Source organism: Aureicoccus marinus, from assembly GCF_002954325.1.
Classification (GTDB): domain Bacteria; phylum Bacteroidota; class Bacteroidia; order Flavobacteriales; family Flavobacteriaceae; genus Aureicoccus; species Aureicoccus marinus.
The window spans coordinates 72,297-91,585 of sequence record NZ_MQVX01000001.1; the positions used below are offsets into that span (position 1 = coordinate 72,297).

The following is a 19,289-nucleotide window of genomic DNA, read 5'->3' on the forward strand; positions in this document are numbered from 1 at the left end:
GACTGGGATACGCCTTTGGAACACTCCTGGCGCAATTCATTTAAGATGCGTATTACCCCTCAGACACAGACCCGTGCTTTCTGGATTCTTCAAATCGGAGGCTGGTCCTTTTTAAACTTATTTTCTGCTTTAGCCCTTAAGGGGATGAGCACCTCCTTTGTATTATTTACGTCGATTGCTGGTACCTTAATAGGCATAGGAGCAACGACACCGCTGCGTTATTTTCTCAAGAGAAAAGTCAATTTTAAAAACCCACAGATAGAAGATTTTGTCCGGGCTTCTATATACGTGATAGGGGCTGTGGCCTTATATGCTCTTCTAAACTTTTTAATCGGTTTTACCTACGGGAAGTTAGGGCCTGAAATTTCCGAAAAGGAATTGATCTTTTTTAAAAGCTACAACAGCGTTTTCCTGTTGATATTTAGCTCATTGCTGACCGTTGCGATGTGGGCTATCTGCTACCTGGTAATCAAGTTGTTGATCAATGCCAATCAAGCCCGGATTGAACGTTTGGAGATGAATGATACTTTAAAAGAGGCCCAACTCAATACCCTGAAGGGCCAAATCAATCCGCATTTTATGTTCAACAGTTTGAACAATATCCGGGGGTTGATGTTGGAGGATGTGGATCGGGCTCGTGATATGCTGACCAAACTTTCAGAAATGCTGCGTTATTCCCTGACCAGCAACTCCCAAAATGGGATTACCGTCGAACAGGAGCTTGACATGGTCCGCAACTATATTGAACTTTCTAAGATTCAGTTTGAAGACCGGTTGACATATGAAGAATCCGTGGGGAAGGATTCCAAAGGGGTCCAAATTCCGCCAATGGTCATTCAGTTATTGGTAGAGAACGGGGTAAAGCACGGTTTGGGTAACCTCAAGGAAGGGGGGCGTATTCATCTATCCGTAACTAAAAAGGATCAAGATCTGCACATCGAGGTTCGCAATACCGGAAAACTTCAGATTGCGAAGGATTCCACCCAATTGGGACTTAAGAATATTCGCCAACGCCTCAAACTCCTCTATGGAAACAAGGCCCAATTCGAGCTCAAAGAAGAAAGCGACGAGGTAGTGGCCCGCATTGATATTCCGGTCTTATGAGCAGCATTCGCGCCGTTATAGTAGAAGATTCTCGCTTGGCTCGAAATGAGCTCAAGGCTCTTTTGAAAGCCCATTCCGATGTAGAATTGGTTGGGGAAGCCGAAAACGTAGACGATGGTCTGGCTCTTATTCAAAAAGAGGCTCCGGATTTGCTTTTCTTGGATATCAATATGCCTGAGAAGGACGGCTTCGAATTGCTGGAAATGCTGGACGAAGTTCCCATCACCGTCTTTACCACGGCCTTTGATGAATACGCCATCAAATCTTTTGAGTACAACGCCTTGGATTATCTGCTGAAGCCCATTAGTGATGACCGATTTGCCAAAGCCTTAGACAAGGTGAGGTCTCAGATGGCCGGGGAAGAGCAGTCTTCTGACGAAAGCGGCGGCGGCCGTTTAAGCAACCAGAGCCAGATTTTTATCAAAGATGGGGAAGCTTGCTGGCTGGTGCGAATTGAAGAAATTCAACTTTTCGAAATTGTAGGGAACTACACGCGGGTGCACTTTAAGGAGCATTCTCCACTCTTGTATAAGTCCTTACAGCAGATTGAAGATAAGTTGCCAGAGGCCCAGTTCTTCCGGGCCAACCGCCAGCAGATTGTCAATACCGAATTCATTGCCGGAATTACCCCTTGGTTCAACGGAAAGCTCAAACTCGAGATGAAAAACGGGGAAGAGGTGGAGGTTTCTCGCCGTCAATCCGCCCAGTTCAAAGACAAGATGAGTTTCTAACTCACGGGTGGGAGAATGTGGTAGAAAATAAAGTAGTTCATAGCCAGGTTAAAGCCCGCGTGGGCGATGACCGCCGTCCATACCGAATTCGATCCTCTTCTACAAGTCGAAAACAAGCGTGCCGCCCTGGACATCAAGGCCACCCAAACGAGTGCAGGTATCCATAGGATTTCCCATTGCCCTGCCTGGTAGATGATCCCGAAGTGGGCCAGGTGAGTTAAGGCAAAGGCCCAGTTGTCAATATAAGCGGCCTTTTTATCGCCGTACTTTTCGGAAAAACAGCGGTGGATAAATCCGCGGTAAAGTATTTCTTCGCCTATGGGGCTAAAGACCATGCTGGTCCCCGCAAAAACCAGGAAGTACATCAAGTATTCCTGTGCTCCGGAGAAACTGGCGGGTAGGTCGTAACTCTGACTGATGTAGACATACCAATTGCTGATTTCGGACCCGTAGAGTCGATCTCCGGCCCACCAAACGAATGTGCTCAATAGAATGCCAAGTGGCAGAGCCAAATAAATCCAAAGGTTTTTGCTGGCTTTTTAAGCCCGATTTCTTCCCGCCCGGATTTATTGAGGAGGATGTAGGGCAGCAACCACATGGCAACAAAAAGCAGAGCCACATAGCGGTAGTCACCTCCTTGATTGGCCCAGAGTACGGCAGCGAACCTCGGTACCCCAAAAAGCAGAATTAAAAACAGACCCAGCGCTGGGTTGAATTTTAATTGCGAAAAGAGGGACCGAAAGTGATTCATAGGCTTATAATGATTTAAGTAACCCCCCGTCCAAGGGGATTTTGGTTCCAGTGAGATAGGAGGCCTTGTCGGAGGCTAAAAAAGCAACCAAGTGACCGTATTCTGCCGGATCTCCAATCCGTTTCATGGGGACTTGGTTTTCCATGGCCTTCCGAACCTCGGCCGGGTCTACCCCCATTTTTTTCGCCTTTTGGGCGTTGAGTTGGGCGATGCGATCGGTGTCAAAGTAGCCAGTCAGTATACTGTTTACGGTAATGCCTTGGGCGGCTACGTCAGTGGCCAGGGTTTTTCCCCAGGTGACTACCGCGGCTCGAATACTGTTAGAAAGGGCCAAATAATTCAAAGGTTCCTGTACAGAGACGGAAGCCACATTGATGATGCGTCCCCAACCTTGTTTTTGCATATGAGGCAAGACCTCTTGGGTGGTGAAAACGACCGATTTAAAAAGCAAATCAAAGGCACTTTGGTAGGCTTCTAAATCCTGTTCCAAAGCTCCTCCCCCTGGAGGGCCTTGGGTGTTATTGACCAAAATATCCACCGGGTTAGACAAGAGGTATTCTTTGATCTTCTTTTGGTAATCGGATTGCTGGTGGTAATCAATGGCCAGGCAGTGGTGCTTTTGACCTTGATCAGTAGGCAGCTTGTTTATAAGAGCTTTTAGTTTGTCTTCTGAACGGGCCATCACACAAACAGAGGCTCCGGATTTGGCAAGTTGCTCTGCAATGGCACGACCAATGCCTCGGCTACTGCCTCCCACTAGAGCTCGTTTACTCCGTAAATCAATGTGCATAGAATTGGTTTTAATGGGGTAGAGAAAGGCCTCTTCTACAAGAAGCTATTTTACCCCAATTGTTACATAATGTGCTCTGGAAATTATTTGTACTCCTCGCGTGCAGGACTAAAAACATCCATCAGTTCGCAGGGCGTCAGGGCTTTGCCTCCGTGTGGAGTGTTGGAGGGGATGTGAACCACATCTCCTGGGATGTAGACTTTGGTTTTTCCTCCAAGCGTAAATTCAAATTCCCCTTCCACCACGTGCATGATTTGTTCGTGCGGGTGGAAGTGTTCAGGAACTTCTGCACCTTCTTCGACGGTCCAAAAGGCCCAGCTCATTTTTTCGCCGTGGACGAGTTTACCGTGATAGCCCGGCATTATTTCTTTGGAAGGGATGTCTTTTAGGTTCATTGTTTTTTATTTGAACTCAAAAGATACCAATAAAAAAAGCCAGCGATTTTATCCATGCTTTACCCTTCAAAATTTGGTAATCGTTAACAGTTTCTTAACTTTAACGGTTTAGGAAATTCTGGGGCTATGAAGAAGAACTACCTATTAATCATTTTGTTATCGTTTGCTTGTCTGGTTCAGGCGCAACTGGGTTTTAGTGACCGAGCTGCTGCCCTGGGAGCGGGCTATTCCTATGGGCAAAGTTACCTGGGCGGAGGAGTTTCGTTTATGGATTTTGACCAAGACGGCTGGGACGACTTGACCTATGCCACGGAAGCAGGTCAACCCGTTCGCTTCTTCCGGAATGTAGAGGGCAGCTTTATGGAGGTTGATTTAGGAATCAATGACCTCTTCGAAACCAAGCAGGTCATGTGGGTTGATTACGATAACGATGGGGACCTGGATTTTTTTGCCAGCAGCATCAACGGCTACAACAGACTCTACGCCAACAATGGCAATATGGTCATGAAAGACGTCACCCAGGGCAGTGGTCTTTATTTGGATGATCGCTTTACTTACGGGGTGGCCTTTGGAGACATCGATAACGACGGGGATCTCGATTTGTTTATCACCCACCGAGATGTGGGAGCGCGGAATCAACCCAATCGTTTGTACCTCAATGAAGGAGGTACCTTTGTAGATATATCCGAAACCGCCGGAATCAGTGACGAGAATTACCTTTCGTTTTGTGCAAGCTTCTTTGATTACGACAAAGATGGAGATGTAGACATCTATGTTTCCAACGATAAATACACCAAAGAAAACCTCTTGTATCGCAACAACGGCGACCTGACTTTTACGGACGTATCAGCCGAAAGCGGCGCGGGCATAATCATCGATGCGATGTCCACCACGATTGGGGATTACAACGGCGATAGTTGGCCTGATATTTATGTTACCAATACTACGGAAGGAAACTACCTCTTGCGCAACAACCAGAACGGCACCTTTACCAATGTAGCGCCGGAACTGGGGGTGGAGTTTTTGAGTATTGCCTGGGGAGCTGCCTTTATCGATGCCGATAACGATACCGACCTCGATATCTACGTAAGTGGTATGCTCAATGGAGGAGCTGATACCCGCTTGCCCTCGGCCTTTTACGAAAACCAAAACGGCAGCTTTTCTATTCCCAGTGGAATCGGTTTGGAAGGAGACAACCGCACCAGTTTTGCCAATGCCATTGGGGATTTCAACAACGATGGCTACCCGGATATCCTGGTTATGAACGACAGTGAGCCCAATTTTTTATGGGAAAACCAAACGACCAACGATAACCACTACCTCAAAATCAAACTCGCTGGACTGGATAGTAATTCCTTTGGGTTTGGAAGTACCTTAGAATTGCGTGTAAGTGGCAGCTCTCAATACAACTACGCCCTTTGTGGAGAAAGTTATCTGGGTCAATTCTCGGATACTGAATTTTTCGGGATGGGAAGTGCTACCACTGCGGAATACCTCAAAGTGACCTGGCCTTCCGGTACAGTGGATATCATTCAAAATGTAGAAGCCGATAAAACCTATATGCTGATTGAAGGCACGGGTGAACTCATCGATTTACAATTGGGACCTGCTGATGAACCCGAAGAGGAGGAGGAAGAAGAGGATCCCATGGATGACGATACCACCGAGGACGATACGACGGAAGATGATGGAGGTTTACCAGATGATACCGGGGATGACGAAAGCTCCACCGGCGATAACTCGGGACAAAGCCCGCAAGAACAGTTTTGTGTGCGGTCCAAGGTGTTTTTCTACCCCAACCCTTCCACGGACGGCTCGTTTGAGGTTTGCCTTCGAACGGAATCCACTCAAATGCAGGCCGATGTTTTTTCCATCAACGGCGTACGTGTGCTGAGCCAATCCGTTTCTTCGGAGGATATGCAATTGGATCTCAGCACCCTGAACAGTGGACTTTATGTCGTCAAGCTTCAGGCGGGTGAGGACACCCACCTGGGCAAGGTGCTTATTCGTTAACCACCTCGATACGAACTCCTTCTGAATGGCTGGTGAATTCAGGTGCATACATGCATTGAATGGTGGTGATTCCATTGCTGAACTGCCCGGCATTATTCACCCTCAGGTCGTACTCAAATACGAATACCCCTTTCGGTAAGCGATCAAAGAAGAAGTTGGTCGCAGCATCTCTTGTGCTCTGGTAATATCCCAGACCGTCTTGGTATTTGTATTTGGAAAGAACATCCACAGGTTCTAAGCCAGCGGCTCGCATATCTTTCATATGCACAAACTCCATTTCGCGATCTACTTTGATTTCGATCCGCACCCGGATGAGGTCGCCGAGTTTTAGCGCTCTACCTTCTTCTAGGGCGAAGAGTTTTTCACCTTCCGGAGTATTTTCTTTTCGGAAGAGTTTTTTGGACAATTGCAGAGGTGTTTCTGCTGAGGTTATTTTATCCAGATCCTCAAAGTATTGCCAGTACAAGCCTCCCCAGGCGATGCCTTTTCCTCTTTGTTTTAGAGTCACTTTGGCCAAATTGGGGTTGACTTCCTTCTTATCCCGGCGGATCTTGTAATAGCCAGTTCCCGCCTGAATATCCTCTGCAGGTGGTGAAACGGCCATTTCTCCCCAAACCACCTCAAGCTGGTTTTCTTCGGCAAGCCAATCGGAACCGTTCATCAAAATGGCATAAATCGCTTCGGTCGTTGCTTTGGTGGTTGGCCATCTGTTGGTCTGCTTATTTTTCAATAGCCAGGTTTTCATGGCATCAATGGTCTTGATTTTTGCAGCGTCTTCCGCTAATACCTCATGTGCTGCTTCTATCAGCAGAGCTTGGGTTTCTACAGGAGCCTGATACCAGGACCAACCAGCAGTATTGCTTTTCCAGTACAAGCCAAGTTCTTCATTTTCGGTGCTGTTTTCAAGCAGTGATTTCCAGATGGATTGTGCCAGCGCTGTGTCGCCATTGCGCTGCTGAATCATGCTGTTCAGTCCCTTGGAGTAGAGGGAAAAATCCAGGTGGTACTTCTTGGCCTGATTCAGGTAGTAGTCTATGGCCAGCTGGGTGTTTTTGGGCACCTCAACCTCGGGATAAAAGCTGCGCAGATAGAGGTAGTACAGCTGGGTCTGGTAAATGTGCCGCTGGGCCATAAATTTCTGCTCTGCTTCTAGACCTTTCTGCTTTGTTTTGGCCTTGTCTCGAAGCTTTTTAGCGGTTTTAAGCAGTTTCTGGTAATCGTCGTGAATCTCGTAGTCCAAATACCTGACAGCTTCCTCCATCATCTCGCCCCAGGCTTCTTGTTTTTGACCAGTGAGTTTTTGCAAGTGGCCAAAGCCGCTCACGATGTGCTGGGTGATGTAACGGTTGGGATATCGCGACCCTTTAAACCAGGGGAACCCGCCATCCGACATCTGCATCTCCTGCAGTTTTTTTAGGGTGCTTTCTTGTTGTTCCTCCAAGCGGACCAAATCAAACAGCAGTCCAATCCGTTTTTTCTGCTCGCTTTCGGATTGGGCGTCCCGCAGCCACGGGGTTTCTTGAATGATCAAGGACTTGAGTTCTTGATTCTTTTCTAGCGCACTTTCCAGAGCCTCGCTGTCCTTCCACTCGGCAAAGACCGCTTTGATCTTGGGATTGCTATTGGCGATGTAGGCCCCCAAGCTGTTGGCGTAGTAGCGTGAAAAGGTCTGTTCAGCGCATTCATAAGGATATTCCATCAAATAGGGCAGTGCCTGAACCGCATACCAGACCGGGTTAGAGGTGATTTCTAATGTCAACTGGTGATTCGTTCGGGTTGTCGATGTGGTACTAGCCAGCTTGTCGAGTTCGAAGGTCTTTTCTTGGCCACTTCTAACCCATAAGGGTAGACTTTCGGTGACTAACATCCGGTTCGTTAGGACCGGTAAGACATTTTGTTCTCCATCAGAAAAGTTACCGGCTTTGGCAACAATTCTGTACTGAACGGCTTCGAGTCCTTTGGGGATGATAAGGGTCCAATGGAGAGCTGTGTTTCCTTTAGGCTGGATTGTAAACTCTTGGGTTCCCATCGTATTGCTCATGGCGGAGTCCAATAATTCCCCGGTAAAAGGATTACTTAGCTCTAACTGTGCATACCCTTGCATTTCGGTTGGGAGCAAACTCGCAATTTTTGTACTGAATACGATTGTATCGCCCTCCCGTAAAAAACGGGGAGCATTGGGGAGTACCATCAATTCCTTTTGGGTGACCGTCGTCAGGGTTTTTTGCCCCAAGATCATTTCTTTATTGTGCGCAAAGAGTTGGAGTTTCCAACGGGTTAGGGCTTCAGGCGAAGTAAATTCAAAGCTTACATTTCCTTTTTTGTTGGTTCTGAGTTGCGGGAAGAAAAAGGCAGTCTCTTGGAGATTGGTACGTGCTTGAATGCCAGAGAGGTCAGGACTGGGCTGGGATGCTTCTGCTGCCTCCGGTGCGGAAGGGATAGCCAGGCCCGCAACCTGGCCTTGTGATGATCTTTCTGCAACCGCCAACATACGATCTTCGTCATTCTCTGCGATGGCCATTTTGGCGTTTCCAAGCTCTGAGCGCAATCCTGTACTATAACCCGTTACCACAACTTCCTGAAGTAGTTGGGCATCCTCTTCCAATGATATATCCATTTTGGAGGATTCATAGGTGTCTCTTTCTATTTCCTTAAACCCGATGTAAGAAATACGCAGGACGTCGCCTTCTTCTACCCCGATGGAATAGTAACCATCGAAATCGGTTTGGGTTCCCCGACTGGTACCTACGACAACTACATTCACTCCCGGCAGAGGAAGACCGTCGGAGGCCGTAACCACTCCGCTAATGGTTTTGGCGTAAACAACATCCCCGCCGTTTGAACTTAAATCTTCTCCTAGTTTTCTGAGTTCCTGCACATAGCTTCTTTGGGTGGAGGACGTATAGAACATATTTAGACCGAACCAATTCAGGCGGCTTCTCAGGGGAGAGCCGTATCTAAAGAAGGTTGATCGGTACCCGTAATTCAAAAAATGCCGTGTCCCGAAACTCTTGAAGTCTGTCGTGTTGCCAATCGAATAGGTGTAACGGCGGGAGGAGTTGTTAAAGGTCCAATTGTGGGGGCGAAACAGATCCAGAGAGGTATCGTACATCGATGCCAGGACTTCTGCAGCGGCGCCTTTTTCGCCTTTTTTAATTTGAAAGGACCAACTTTCCTTTTGTCCGGGCTGCAGTTTATCTCTGAAGCTCTTTGTTTCAATTTCAAGTACTTCAGGCGCTTCGGCAACAGTGACTTTGATCTGGCCTTGGAAAAGTTCATTCATGCCCACCCAGTGGTATTTGATAAAGAAGTCACCCTCTTTTTTGGTAGGAAACCGCAGTTCTTGGAGTTCTGCGTTCAGCTTTAGCGGATATCTTCCAATCACTTGTCTATCCTCTTCCAATTCTACAACCAGGTGTTGGTTTGGAAGTGCCGTTCCAACCCGAAGTATGACTTCTTCGCCGGGGGTGTATGTGGGTTTGTCGAGCTGAAATTCGAAAGGCGTATTGTCCGAAACCTGTTTGGACTTGTTGTCGGCTAGCAAGAACCGTTTCTCATCCTTAACTTCCAGTCCTTGCTCATCTCGGCTTGTCAGAACAACGATATACAGACCTGTTTCCCATTGGCGTGTATTTCCAAAGAGCAGTTCTTTTTGAATAGAAGTGTCAAAGGATTTTTCCCATACCTTCTTTCCTTTCGGCCAATGAATAACCTCGGCTTCTTCTTCTGTGTAAGGGTCATGCGGAAAAAGACGCCGAAACTCTTCTTCTGTAAACCCTTGGATTTCGGGCTCCTCCCAGAGTCGTGTACGCAAGACCGATTGGGGGGGCTGAAGCTTGTAGACGGCAATACTTCCTTTCAGTGGGACGGCTTCTCCATTCAGATTTTCGGTCCGAAAGCCGATCTTCTCCTTTTTTTGAGTGCGCTGCATTTCTGTAGGAACGACTAGCTCGGCAAGAAGGCTATGATACCCTATGTTGACCGTCGTCTGTGCGCTTCGGGTTTCTCCGTTGAGGTCCGTGACATCCGCATAAAGAGTGTAGCGAAAGACCGGTAGGCCTGTGGGATCGGCCTCAAGATCGGGCTTTGCTTTGAAGGTGATGCTGTAACGACCTTGTGCGTCTGTGGTGGTTTCACCCTGAAGAATTTCGGCTTCGGCGGTCGAGATATCCGGATAATACCAGCGGTACCAGGCTGGGTATTGTGGTTTTCGCACTACGCGATAGCTCACCTTGGCCTCACTAACGGCACTGCCAGCGAAGGAATTGGCTTCTCCGTTTACCTGTACACTATCGTTGACTTTGTAGCTCCCCTCCAGAGCTTCAAAAGTGGTTTCGAAGCGAGGCCGCTTGTATTCTTCAACAGCAATGCGGTACCATTGACTGTCAAAACCGTCATAATCTTTGCGATCGTAGAAATCACTCGACTCATAGCCTTCATCGATTTCAATACTGTATTGGCCTGTGAGGCCAGAGAGGGGAATTTGGAACTCTCCTGCCACCGTACCAAATTCGTTGAGCTGCAGCTCGAGACTTCCGACTTCGTCCCCATTGGGATCCTCGATGTAGATTTCTACAAATTCTTTCGTCAGAGGAGTGGCTTTTTCGGGATGATCTTCCGGATATTGAAGGACCAAGGCCTTGAAAAATAATTTCTGACCCGGTCGGTAAATACTCCGATCGGTGAACAGAAAGGTTTTGACCCGAATGTTACTGGGCTCTCTGCGGTTTCTTCTGGTGTAGTTTTCTGATAGGTAGTGTTCTCCGAAAACCGCCTTGTCATCTGTTGTACTGACGTGAGCCGTTACCCCGGAGTAGTATCTGGGGACCTGATAGGTAAAAAAGCCTTGCGTATTGGTTTTGAAGGAATGGTTGAGTTTTTGATTCTTCGTATTGGATTTGAACCGCACATCAGCGGAGGCCACTGGAGCCCCATTTCTTCTATCCACCACTTCAAAAAGACTTTTGTTTTGGCGAGGAGTTTTCAAGAGACTCAGGTTCGTCGATTGGTAAGTCGCGTAACTGTAAGTGTTCTGGTCGCCCAAGGCTTTTTCTTGGCTAGCGATGACTACGTACCAGCCCGAGGGCATGGCTGGGAGGAGAGTCTCTGTAGAGTGTTTTTTGTAGTCGTCTGTTTGGGGTAAACTCGCCTTCCATTTTTTCCTAAGGGGAAGTTTTTTAAAGAACTCTCTGCGAAGAGAGTCGTTCGTAATGTTTCGAAGAAGGGCGTACTTTTCGGCATTGATCTCCAATACCTGAAAATGCAGCTGATCTAAATTCCTAAACTCTATGAATAACCTTCCCGGAGTATTCAAGGGCAGGTATTCTTCGGTTTTCATTCGCAATTCTTGATTCAGAATCGCCTTTTGCAATTTGGATGCCCAAAGCGCTTCTCTAGTTTTGGGATAATCCGTTTGAATGGATTGGGTCAATTGCAGTGCCCTTGGGTACCCGTTTTCATCTTGGGTCCTTTTGCCTTGCTGGTAATAGAGGCGAGCCAATCGAAGTAAGAAAGGGGCTTGCTCTGTTGCAGAGAAGGTCTCAAGATTTTGCTTTAAAGCTTTTTCAAAATCCGCTTCTACCACTGTTCCCACCATCTTGGACTTGACGTATTCCAGTCGATCTAGGGTCAGTTGCGATAACGCCAGTTGGTTATTGTTGAGGTGGAAACGAGTCAGGTTTTGCAGAATTAGTAAGGCCTCTCTTTGGAAAGAAAGCGTACTGTCTCGAGGGATGTTCCATTGTATAAAGTCCTTATTAGTCGCCCAGGCCAAAGGGTCTTTAATGACGAATTGGTCCGCAGGATAAGAAACACTACTCTCTTCATTCGAGTAGAATACCCGGGCTCTCTGCGAGATAAAATCAAAAAGAGTGGGCTGGAATTTTTGACTGCCTGGAGCTCTTTTGAGGAGAGCGGCATACTGCAGGATGGAAGCTTCTTTAAGCGCTTTGTCATTGGTTAAGCTGGCCTGATGCAGCGCATGGGTTTGTTCGATCAATCTGTGGCTATCCCAAGTGCGAAAATCCTCATTCACCACTTGCTCAGTGGCCGTTCGATTGCGAAGTTTCCATCGGTTGCCTTGGTAATACTGCCAATAGAGATCGGCCAAAATACTCTGTAAGAGTTGTTTGTCAGGAGATTTGGCTCGAGCGATTTCCGTTTCCAAACGGCGTACGACCTCTAACTGCGCTTCTTCCTCCAAAAGCAGAGAAAACTTGCTTTGGTACATCAGTGTTTTAATCAGCTGAGGGCTGTTTTTATCTTTTTTCGCCTTGCGTTGAATCTGATCTACAATTTCTAGTGCTGAACGAGGCAAGTCTTCCAACTCAAAACGATAAACCTTCTGCCAGTCTTCATTGTAGTTCGGCGGAAGCTCCTGTGCATGGATTCCCTGGAGGGCGAAGAAGAAACAAAAGAGAAGTACTAAGTGCTTGTGCATGGCAGGTATATTTGAATTAAAGGTAGCAAAAGATGGGCCGAAGCCTAAAGGTGAATGAGGGAATTGTACTTGCGGGTGAGGGAAGGGGGCAAACTGCTATCTTTGGAGTACAAATTGACTTATGCGCATTCACTTTATTGCCATCGGGGGCAGTGCTATGCACAACCTGGCCCTCGCCCTTCAGCACAAGGGGTACCAAATCACCGGAAGCGACGATACTATTTTTGATCCCTCCAAGGGCCGTCTTCATAGAGCCGGCTTGCTGCCAGAAGCCTTTGGTTGGTACCCGGAAAAAATCACCACCGAACTCGATGCAGTTATCCTGGGAATGCACGCCAAACCGGACAATCCAGAGCTGTTAAAGGCGCAGGAATTGGGGGTGTCGATTTATTCCTATCCCGAGTTTTTGTACGAGCAATCCAAAGACAAAACGCGTGTGGTGATTGGAGGAAGTCACGGAAAAACGACCATCACTTCCATGATTCTTCACGTATTGAATTACCACGATATCGCGGTGGATTATATGGTAGGAGCCCAGTTGGAAGGTTTTGATCGCATGGTGCACCTGACCAGCGAAAACCAATTCATTGTTCTGGAAGGGGATGAGTATTTATCGTCACCCATCGATCGCCGGCCTAAGTTTCATTTGTACAAGGCCAATATTGCCCTGTTGAGCGGCATCGCCTGGGATCATATCAATGTTTTTCCGACTTACGAAAACTACCTGGAACAGTTCAGCCTGTTTATCGATTCCATTGAAATGGGCGGGAGTTTGACTTATAACAGCGAAGACCCAGAACTCAGTCGAGTTGTTTTGAGCAGCCAAAAGCCCATTCGCAAACTGGCTTATAAAACCCATCCCTATTCTGTAGAAGGGGGAGAAACCTATTTGGATACGGAAGAAGGTCCTTTGCCGGTCGAAATCTTTGGGGCCCACAACCTGAATAACCTGGCGGGCGCCAAATGGATCTGCCAACACATGGGCGTGGATGAGGATGACTTTTACGAGGCAATCCAATCCTTTAAGGGCGCATCTCGTCGCCTGGAAACTCTTGCCCAGTCCTCTAAAGGCATCTTAATTAAAGACTTTGCTCACTCTCCGAGCAAGGTGAAGGCAACCACCAGTGCAGTGAAGGAACAGTACGCCGGCCATACCGTGCACGCCTGCTTAGAATTACATACCTATAGCAGTTTGAACGCTGAATTTGTGCAGCAGTACAAAGGAAGTCTGGACGCTGCCGATAAGGCCTGGGTGTTTTATTCACCTGAAGCGATTAAGATCAAGCGACTGGAAGAAATCAGTCCTGATGAAATTAAGGCTGCCTTTGGAAGAGAAGATCTCAGGGTCTTTACCAATCCCGCTGAGCTTGCGGAAGAACTACTAAAAATAGAGCCGCAGAATCTGGCGCTCCTCATGATGAGCTCCGGGAATTACGGAGGCTTTGATCTGAATGCTTTGGTGGAGAAGTTTTAGACGCGATTTACGCGTTAAGATTCTAAAATAGCCATGACAATAACCAAACTAGTACCAATAGCTCCGAGAACAGCAAAAGTTCGAAAAAAAATAATCCCAAATCGATAGAAACCTCGCCTAAAGTCGGATTCATTTCCGTCCCATTGTGGATTAGCTCGTAGATTCTTTTTTCTGACTTGGGCAACCATCCATGGTCCACCGTACCAGAAAAATAGGAATTGGAAGATTCCTGCCAACAGTAAAAAGAACAATTCTTGTTTCATGGTTTTATGTAGATGTAAAAACAATAAGGGTTAAACCCCAAACTGCCGCAAGTGATGGTCGAGGTGCTTGTACTGCATCTTGCCCCATTGCTCCTTGCTAAAAGAGCCAAAGGCCGGGTGATCGGGCCAATCCTCTTTCACTTTAAGTGCATGAAAGTCATCTACCAGCCTCAACAGCTGGTTCTTTTCGTAGTTGAAATCCCGGTCGTCTTCTACCATAAAAGATTTCGGAGTGGGCAGACCTTGCTTCCAGAGCTTATCATTGTACATGCTCTTTTTGAAGCTCTTAAAAATCAGTTTCATCAACAAATTGGGTGAGCGCATGGGCTTAGTACCCATGGCTGTTTCGATCGGAAACTGGCAATGACGTAGCATCTGGGCCACCCTCATTTTACCCCAGCCAGGAACTTGTTCGGCGTGTAGTTTTTCGATTCTCGCGTGGATTTCGCGGTGGGCGGGTTCCTCCAAAAGTGATTTCATACTGCAGTGTGCTTGGGTAGTTTAAAAGTACAATTTTCAACGCATTTATGAAGGAGACCTTACCCGGTACACCCTCGATGAGGAACTGGAGCAAAGAAGAGCTGCCACGAGAAAGGCTCTTAAAATATGGAGTCAATGAGTTGAGTAGCGCAGAACTACTCTCCCTGCTTATCGGCCACGGACACAAAGGGCAATCGGCCTTGGCCTTAAGCCAGTACTGTTTGGCTCATTCCCCTGGTGGCCTGGCCGAGATGGGGCGCTGGGCAACGAGCAGTTGGTTCAAGTTTCCGGGGCTGGGACCAGGTAAAGCCAGTCGACTGACTGCAGCTTTTGAGTTAGGACGTAGGGCACTCATCAGTTCTTCAAATCTTCCAAAGAGAATAGGAACCAGCGAAGAGGCCTATCAGCTTCTCCGGCCGAGCCTCGCTTTTTTACCCCATGAGGAGTTTTGGGTGCTTTACCTGAACAATGCCCATTTGGTCCTCTGCGAAGAGCGATTGAGCAAAGGGGGGCTTACGGGTACCTTGGTCGATATACGGCTGGTGGTGCGCAAGGCCTTGGAATTGGGATCGGTCGCTCTGGTGGTGGCGCACAATCATCCTTCTGGCAGTTTGAAGCCCAGCGTTGCCGACCGTCAGATTACCCAGAAACTGGTACAAGCGCTCGGGTATTTTGAGATGCGTCTTTTGGATCATCTGATCATCACAGCTGACCGCTATTTCAGTTTTGCTGATCAACAGCTTTTGTGACTTTTTTCGGTGGGGGGCTAATGTGTACCTTTGGGACCAGCATGAAACTCCTGATCTACACCCATAAAGTCACCCAGCGCTTCAGCTATGTCATGCGCCAAGTTTTTGATCGCATTCTGCAGGTGGAGTTTGAGACCACCACCAAGGTGGAAGACTTTATCAAGCACACTGGGCCAAAAATCACCTACGCCAAGCAGCCCCTGCAGAATGAATTTTTTATTCGTGCCAATGATTTGCTGTTCGAGCGGGGAATCAATGATTTTCATATCGAAATGGGGAAGTGGGAGGAGCTGCCTTGTTTCTTTGAGGCGGGTGAACGCAGTAATATTCCCTTTGATATTTTCTCAGCTAGTTTCTTTCTGCTCAGCCGATACGAAGAGTACCTTCCGCACGTCAAGGACGAATTGGGCCGTTTTAAGCCCAACGACAGTATGGCCTTTCAGAACGGGTTTTTACAGTTGCCCTTGGTGGATCTCTGGGCCTTCAAATTGCTCAAAGTTTTGACCATTCGCTTTCCGGATTTGACGTACAAGAGCCGGGAGTATAAGTTTACGCCGATTGTTAACGTAGTGCAGTCACACCGTTACGCCTACGCTCGGCTCTGCGCACCTTTGGGGGGTTTACTTCGGACCTGTTGACTTTGCGTTTCTCTCGATTTCGGGAGCGGTTTATGGTGGTGACTAACAAGAAAAAAGATCCTTTTGATCAGTTTTTTGAGCTGATTCAGCTGCACCAAGAGTATGGGGTAAAGGGGCATTTCTTTTTTCAGTTTGCCGACTACTCCACCCAAGACAAGAATATTGCGGTGCACAAGAATAAGTTTCGCTTTTTAATCAAATCAGTGGCGGATTATGAACCGGTTTCTTTGAGTGCATCTCATGCAGCAGCCCGGGAACTCAAGACGCTAAAACTCGAAAAGAAACGTCTCAGTGATCTGATCAACCGGCCGATTGAATTTGTGCGGACTCGCAACAATCGGGTGTATATTCCTGAGACTTACCGCCAATTAATAGAAGCCGAATTTACAGCTGATTACAGTATGGGGTACAGCCAAGAGTTGGGTTTTAGAGCTAGTACCTGTACCCCGTTTTACTTCTATGATCTGCTGCTTGAAATTCAACAGCCTTTGCGGATCTATCCCTTTGCTCTTTGCGATGAAGCCCTTTTGAAGATTCGAAAGAAGACCAAAATCAAAGAGCAAATTGAAGTGATGTCACAGGCCACGCACTTAGTCAATGGCCACATGATCCAGGTATTTTCTAATGAATTGTTGGGTCAAAAACTTCGGGTAGACTGGATGGAACTCTACCGCGAAATGCTCAAAACTTACAGCCGTTAATCATGTTGCGATTAGATAAGATTGAGCACATTTTTTTTGACCTGGACCACACCCTTTGGGATTTCGAAAAGAACTCCGCCCTGACTTTTGAGTATTTGCTGAGTAAGCATAGTATTGCCATTCCCCTAGACCGATTTTTAGAGGTCTATATTCCCCTTAATCGCGAGTATTGGAAGCGTTATCGACTGGGTGAGTTTACGGCAGAAGAGTTGCGTTTTGTACGCTTGGAAGATGTATTTTCTCGCTTGTCCTACGGGATTAGTCGAGAACAAATCAATCTTTTGGCCGAGGGGTATATCGAACACCTATCGACCCATCCTCACTTGATGGAAGGCGCTGTTGAGGTTTTGGATTTTTTGAAGCCTCGTTTTCCCATGCACATTCTCACCAACGGTTTTACCCGGATTCAACAGCGGAAAATCGAGAACTCGGGTTTGTCTGGCTATTTTGATCATGTGATTGATGCGGAATATGTTGGGGTAAAGAAGCCTGATCCCGAGATCTTTTTGCACGCCGAAAAACTGGTGCAGGCTAATGGGGAATCCATCCTGATGATCGGTGATGATTTAGAAGCCGATATTTTGGGAGCGGAGGAAAGAGGATGGCAAAGTATCCACTTGTTGGAAAACGAGGCAGAAAAACCGCAAAAAGGCCCGCAAATACGCAGTCTTTATGAAATAAAACAGCTGTTTTCGAGTTAGAAAAGTAGGGAATTCAGTTCCCTGATTGTTCTAACAAAGAACGCACTGCCGAATGAAAACACGCTTGCTTTTCTGGTTTTTTCTTGCGCTGCTTGGCCTCTTTAGCCTGAATTCCTGCAGCGAAGAACTTGATTTTGATCAAGCCGAAGACCTGCAAGTGACCCCTACCGTGGCGACTTCCCTCTTTTATCTAGAAACCCCTGAGGCCGAAATCAACAGTGCTCCTGCGGGGAGCTTTATCAGTGAGGTCTTTGAATTTGAAGCTTTTAGCGAAGACTTTATCGCCGAAAATGTTCTGGAAGGAACCATTACCTACGAGTACGAGAACTCGACCAGTAAAGAAATTCAACTGAATATTGAATTTTTGGATGCTGCCGGAGAAGTTCTGGACGTAGAGCAATTTCCTGTGGACGCTCCATCCGGTGCGGTACAACGCGAGGTGCTGTATGGGGTAGGAGGAAAATCACTGGATATACTGCGAAACACCACTCAAATCCGACTCAGTGGGGCCAATCGGGGAGATAATACAAGTACTTCATCGGCCTCCGAACCCAAGTTTATCTTAAGATCCAGCGCTGCCTTTCGCCTACAACTACAATGAGACTAAAACGGTGGATGCAGTGGGGACTGCTCTTTGGAGCAGTGGTTGGGGTATACGGACAGACCAAACCCTTGTTGTACGATTTTACAGAATTGCCTCAGGCGATGCTACAGAATCCCGGTACGGATTCCCCTATACGATGGCATGTAGGCGTACCCTTGCTTTCGTCTTATAGCCTTCAGGCGGGTATCAGTGGTTTTTCGGTAGCGGATTTATTTGCCAACGACGGGGTAGATTTTACCACCAAGGTCGGGAACCTGGTTCGTGATGATTTGAATCAGCGCGATCGTATTGCCTTCGAAAGTCAAATTGAACTGATCAGTTTGGGCTTTCAGCACAAGTTGGACCCTTCCATTTACTACAGCTTTGGAGCCTATGCTGATTTTCAGTTCATCAACTATTGGCCAAGTGATTTAGCTCGATTGGCTTTTGATGGGAATGGAGGAGCTTTGGACCGACGATTTGATTTGGAAGACCTAAAAATACGGGCCGATGGCGTTATCGTTTTTCATGCGGGAATCAGTAAAAAGATTAGTCGAAAGTGGAGGGTAGGCGCCCGAGCCAAGCTCTATTCCAGTATTTTTCAATTGCAGTCTACCAATAATAGCGGATACTTTGTAACTACCCAGGGGCAAAATAACCTCCTGCGCAATACCCTGGTGGCCGATATGCAGGTACAGACTTCTGGTCTTCAAGAAATACAGTCCATTTTCCAGGATGGAGTCGTGAGTAACAACACCCAAAGACTACAGCAATTGCTTCTGCGTCGAGTCCTACTAGGAGGTGACTTGGGAATAGGCGCTGATTTTGGGTTTACCTTTTTTCAAACCCCGGAATGGCGCTGGACGGGTAGTGTAACGGATTTAGGCTTTATTTACCACAACAAAGATGTTTTGAACTACACCCTGAACGGAGCCGTTTCGAATGAAGGGGTGCAGTTTATACTTCCCGACGCCTTTTGACTCCTGGGGATCCTTGGCAAAACCTCATAGATGAGATCGATCAGTTGATACCTTTCGAAGAAAACAACGCCTCGTATATCAGTATGAGGCCTACCCGGGTAAACCTTCAGATTCGACGTAATTGGGGGCAACCGCGGGATAAAGTCAATTCAGAAAATTGCTATTGTGGGGCCGAAGCCTTCGAAAACCGTGCAGATTATGGTTATGTCAACAGTTATGGAGCTCTTTTGAACTGGGTACACCGACCCCGAGGTCCGCAATGGACCTTTTCAGGATTTTATCAACGGCGTATCGGAAGTGCCTGGACCATTAAAACTACACTGGGTGTTGACCAGTTTCAATGGTTGAACCTGGGCTTGGGTACGCAAGTACAAGCCGGTCCTGTTCAATTTTATCTTTTGGCCGATAACCTCTTGGGTTACCGGAATCTAGCGGCCAGTCATTCCGCTTATGTACAGTTTGGGTTCAACGTGCTCACCTGGAAACCGAAGAAGTAA

The 19,289-nt window shown here is 47.3% G+C and carries 18 protein-coding genes; 11 read left to right on the forward strand and 7 right to left on the reverse strand.

From position 1 onward, the window contains the following. Positions 1-45 precede the first annotated feature (45 nt). A complete protein-coding gene (locus BST99_RS00335; protein ID WP_105000027.1) occupies positions 46-1,104 on the forward strand; it encodes a sensor histidine kinase in 1,059 nt (352 codons plus the stop codon). Further along, positions 1,101-1,835 carry a LytR/AlgR family response regulator transcription factor gene (locus BST99_RS00340; RefSeq protein WP_105000028.1) on the forward strand — a complete coding sequence of 245 codons (735 nt, stop codon included), beginning with the start codon at positions 1,101-1,103 and terminating at the stop codon, positions 1,833-1,835. The genes BST99_RS00335 and BST99_RS00340 overlap by 4 nt, the downstream gene beginning before the upstream one ends. Here BST99_RS00340 and BST99_RS00345 read toward each other — a convergent pair. From BST99_RS00345 to BST99_RS00360, 4 genes are all read right to left on the reverse strand, one after another. Beyond that, positions 1,832-2,323, reverse strand: coding sequence for a CPBP family intramembrane glutamic endopeptidase (locus BST99_RS00345; protein WP_105000029.1), 492 nt, complete (start codon positions 2,321-2,323; stop codon positions 1,832-1,834). The two genes, BST99_RS00340 and BST99_RS00345, sit on opposite strands and share 4 nt — an antisense overlap. Continuing rightward, complete coding sequence (locus BST99_RS00350) at positions 2,320-2,586, reverse strand: hypothetical protein (protein WP_105000030.1); 267 nt, start codon at positions 2,584-2,586, stop codon at positions 2,320-2,322. The genes BST99_RS00345 and BST99_RS00350 overlap by 4 nt, the downstream gene beginning before the upstream one ends. A 4-nt stretch (positions 2,587-2,590) precedes the next feature. Continuing rightward, positions 2,591-3,376 carry an SDR family oxidoreductase gene (locus BST99_RS00355; protein WP_105000031.1) on the reverse strand — a complete coding sequence of 262 codons (786 nt, stop codon included), beginning with the start codon at positions 3,374-3,376 and terminating at the stop codon, positions 2,591-2,593. Positions 3,377-3,459: 83 nt separating this feature from the next. Next, complete coding sequence (locus tag BST99_RS00360) at positions 3,460-3,771, reverse strand: cupin domain-containing protein (protein ID WP_105000032.1); 312 nt, start codon at positions 3,769-3,771, stop codon at positions 3,460-3,462. 126 nt (positions 3,772-3,897) lie between these two features. Here BST99_RS00360 and BST99_RS00365 point away from each other — a divergent pair, with 126 nt between their 5' ends. Then, positions 3,898-5,784 (forward strand): FG-GAP-like repeat-containing protein, encoded by a 1,887-nt coding sequence (locus BST99_RS00365; protein WP_105000033.1) that lies wholly within the window; start codon positions 3,898-3,900, stop codon positions 5,782-5,784. Here the strand turns inward: BST99_RS00365 and BST99_RS00370 are convergent. After that, positions 5,774-12,223 carry an alpha-2-macroglobulin family protein gene (locus BST99_RS00370; protein ID WP_105000034.1) on the reverse strand — a complete coding sequence of 2,150 codons (6,450 nt, stop codon included), beginning with the start codon at positions 12,221-12,223 and terminating at the stop codon, positions 5,774-5,776. The two genes, BST99_RS00365 and BST99_RS00370, sit on opposite strands and share 11 nt — an antisense overlap. Before the next feature lie 121 nt (positions 12,224-12,344). On the opposite strand from BST99_RS00370, the gene BST99_RS00375 reads away from it, so the two are divergent. Then, positions 12,345-13,697, forward strand: a complete 1,353-nt coding sequence (locus BST99_RS00375) for a UDP-N-acetylmuramate--L-alanine ligase (RefSeq protein ID WP_105000035.1) — start codon at positions 12,345-12,347, stop codon at positions 13,695-13,697. Positions 13,698-13,711: 14 nt separating this feature from the next. Here BST99_RS00375 and BST99_RS00380 read toward each other — a convergent pair whose 3' ends face one another. Both BST99_RS00380 and BST99_RS00385 read right to left on the reverse strand, forming a co-directional pair. Beyond that, complete coding sequence (locus BST99_RS00380; RefSeq protein WP_105000036.1) at positions 13,712-13,960, reverse strand: hypothetical protein; 249 nt, start codon at positions 13,958-13,960, stop codon at positions 13,712-13,714. 30 nt (positions 13,961-13,990) lie between these two features. Then, positions 13,991-14,440 carry a DUF1569 domain-containing protein gene (locus BST99_RS00385; protein WP_105000037.1) on the reverse strand — a complete coding sequence of 150 codons (450 nt, stop codon included), beginning with the start codon at positions 14,438-14,440 and terminating at the stop codon, positions 13,991-13,993. Positions 14,441-14,487: 47 nt separating this feature from the next. Between BST99_RS00385 and radC the strand changes: the two genes are divergently transcribed. The 7 genes from radC to BST99_RS14740 are packed head-to-tail and all read left to right on the forward strand — an operon-like array spanning position 14,488 to position 19,289. Then, on the forward strand, positions 14,488-15,189 hold the full coding sequence (radC, locus tag BST99_RS00390) for a RadC family protein (protein ID WP_105000038.1): 702 nt from the start codon (positions 14,488-14,490) through the stop codon (positions 15,187-15,189). Between the two features lie 41 nt (positions 15,190-15,230). Next, positions 15,231-15,827, forward strand: coding sequence for a DUF7033 domain-containing protein (locus tag BST99_RS14540; RefSeq protein ID WP_245916141.1), 597 nt, complete (start codon positions 15,231-15,233; stop codon positions 15,825-15,827). 2 nt (positions 15,828-15,829) lie between these two features. After that, positions 15,830-16,528, forward strand: a complete 699-nt coding sequence (locus tag BST99_RS14545) for a polysaccharide deacetylase family protein (protein ID WP_245916142.1) — start codon at positions 15,830-15,832, stop codon at positions 16,526-16,528. A gap of 2 nt (positions 16,529-16,530) precedes the next feature. After that, positions 16,531-17,229: a YjjG family noncanonical pyrimidine nucleotidase gene (locus BST99_RS00400; RefSeq protein WP_105000039.1), complete on the forward strand. Its 699-nt coding sequence runs from the start codon at positions 16,531-16,533 to the stop codon at positions 17,227-17,229. 52 nt (positions 17,230-17,281) lie between these two features. Further along, positions 17,282-17,830 carry a hypothetical protein gene (locus BST99_RS00405; RefSeq protein WP_105000040.1) on the forward strand — a complete coding sequence of 183 codons (549 nt, stop codon included), beginning with the start codon at positions 17,282-17,284 and terminating at the stop codon, positions 17,828-17,830. A gap of 14 nt (positions 17,831-17,844) precedes the next feature. Continuing rightward, entirely contained in the window at positions 17,845-18,792 is a 948-nt protein-coding gene (locus BST99_RS14735; protein ID WP_105000041.1) for a DUF5723 family protein, read from the forward strand. Then, positions 18,789-19,289: a DUF5723 family protein gene (locus BST99_RS14740; RefSeq protein ID WP_105000042.1), complete on the forward strand. Its 501-nt coding sequence runs from the start codon at positions 18,789-18,791 to the stop codon at positions 19,287-19,289. Before BST99_RS14735 ends, BST99_RS14740 begins: the two co-directional genes overlap by 4 nt.

Excerpts from the sequence above, each read along its gene's own strand:
- BST99_RS00375 (WP_105000035.1), top strand. The coding sequence starts at position 12,345 with ATGCGCATTCACTTTATTGCCATCGGGGGCAGTGCTATGCACAACCTG.
- BST99_RS00405 (WP_105000040.1), top strand. The coding sequence starts at position 17,282 with ATGAAAACACGCTTGCTTTTCTGGTTTTTTCTTGCGCTGCTTGGCCTC.
- BST99_RS00355 (WP_105000031.1), bottom strand. The coding sequence starts at position 3,376 with ATGCACATTGATTTACGGAGTAAACGAGCTCTAGTGGGAGGCAGTAGC.
- BST99_RS00400 (WP_105000039.1), top strand. The coding sequence starts at position 16,531 with ATGTTGCGATTAGATAAGATTGAGCACATTTTTTTTGACCTGGACCAC.
- BST99_RS00360 (WP_105000032.1), bottom strand. The coding sequence starts at position 3,771 with ATGAACCTAAAAGACATCCCTTCCAAAGAAATAATGCCGGGCTATCAC.
- BST99_RS14540 (WP_245916141.1), top strand. The coding sequence starts at position 15,231 with ATGAAACTCCTGATCTACACCCATAAAGTCACCCAGCGCTTCAGCTAT.
- radC (WP_105000038.1), top strand. The coding sequence starts at position 14,488 with ATGAAGGAGACCTTACCCGGTACACCCTCGATGAGGAACTGGAGCAAA.
- BST99_RS14735 (WP_105000041.1), top strand. The coding sequence starts at position 17,845 with ATGCAGTGGGGACTGCTCTTTGGAGCAGTGGTTGGGGTATACGGACAG.
- BST99_RS00350 (WP_105000030.1), bottom strand. The coding sequence starts at position 2,586 with ATGAATCACTTTCGGTCCCTCTTTTCGCAATTAAAATTCAACCCAGCG.
- BST99_RS00370 (WP_105000034.1), bottom strand. The coding sequence starts at position 12,223 with ATGCACAAGCACTTAGTACTTCTCTTTTGTTTCTTCTTCGCCCTCCAG.
- BST99_RS00340 (WP_105000028.1), top strand. The coding sequence starts at position 1,101 with ATGAGCAGCATTCGCGCCGTTATAGTAGAAGATTCTCGCTTGGCTCGA.
- BST99_RS00365 (WP_105000033.1), top strand. The coding sequence starts at position 3,898 with ATGAAGAAGAACTACCTATTAATCATTTTGTTATCGTTTGCTTGTCTG.
- BST99_RS00385 (WP_105000037.1), bottom strand. The coding sequence starts at position 14,440 with ATGAAATCACTTTTGGAGGAACCCGCCCACCGCGAAATCCACGCGAGA.
- BST99_RS00335 (WP_105000027.1), top strand. The coding sequence starts at position 46 with ATGCGTATTACCCCTCAGACACAGACCCGTGCTTTCTGGATTCTTCAA.
- BST99_RS00380 (WP_105000036.1), bottom strand. The coding sequence starts at position 13,960 with ATGAAACAAGAATTGTTCTTTTTACTGTTGGCAGGAATCTTCCAATTC.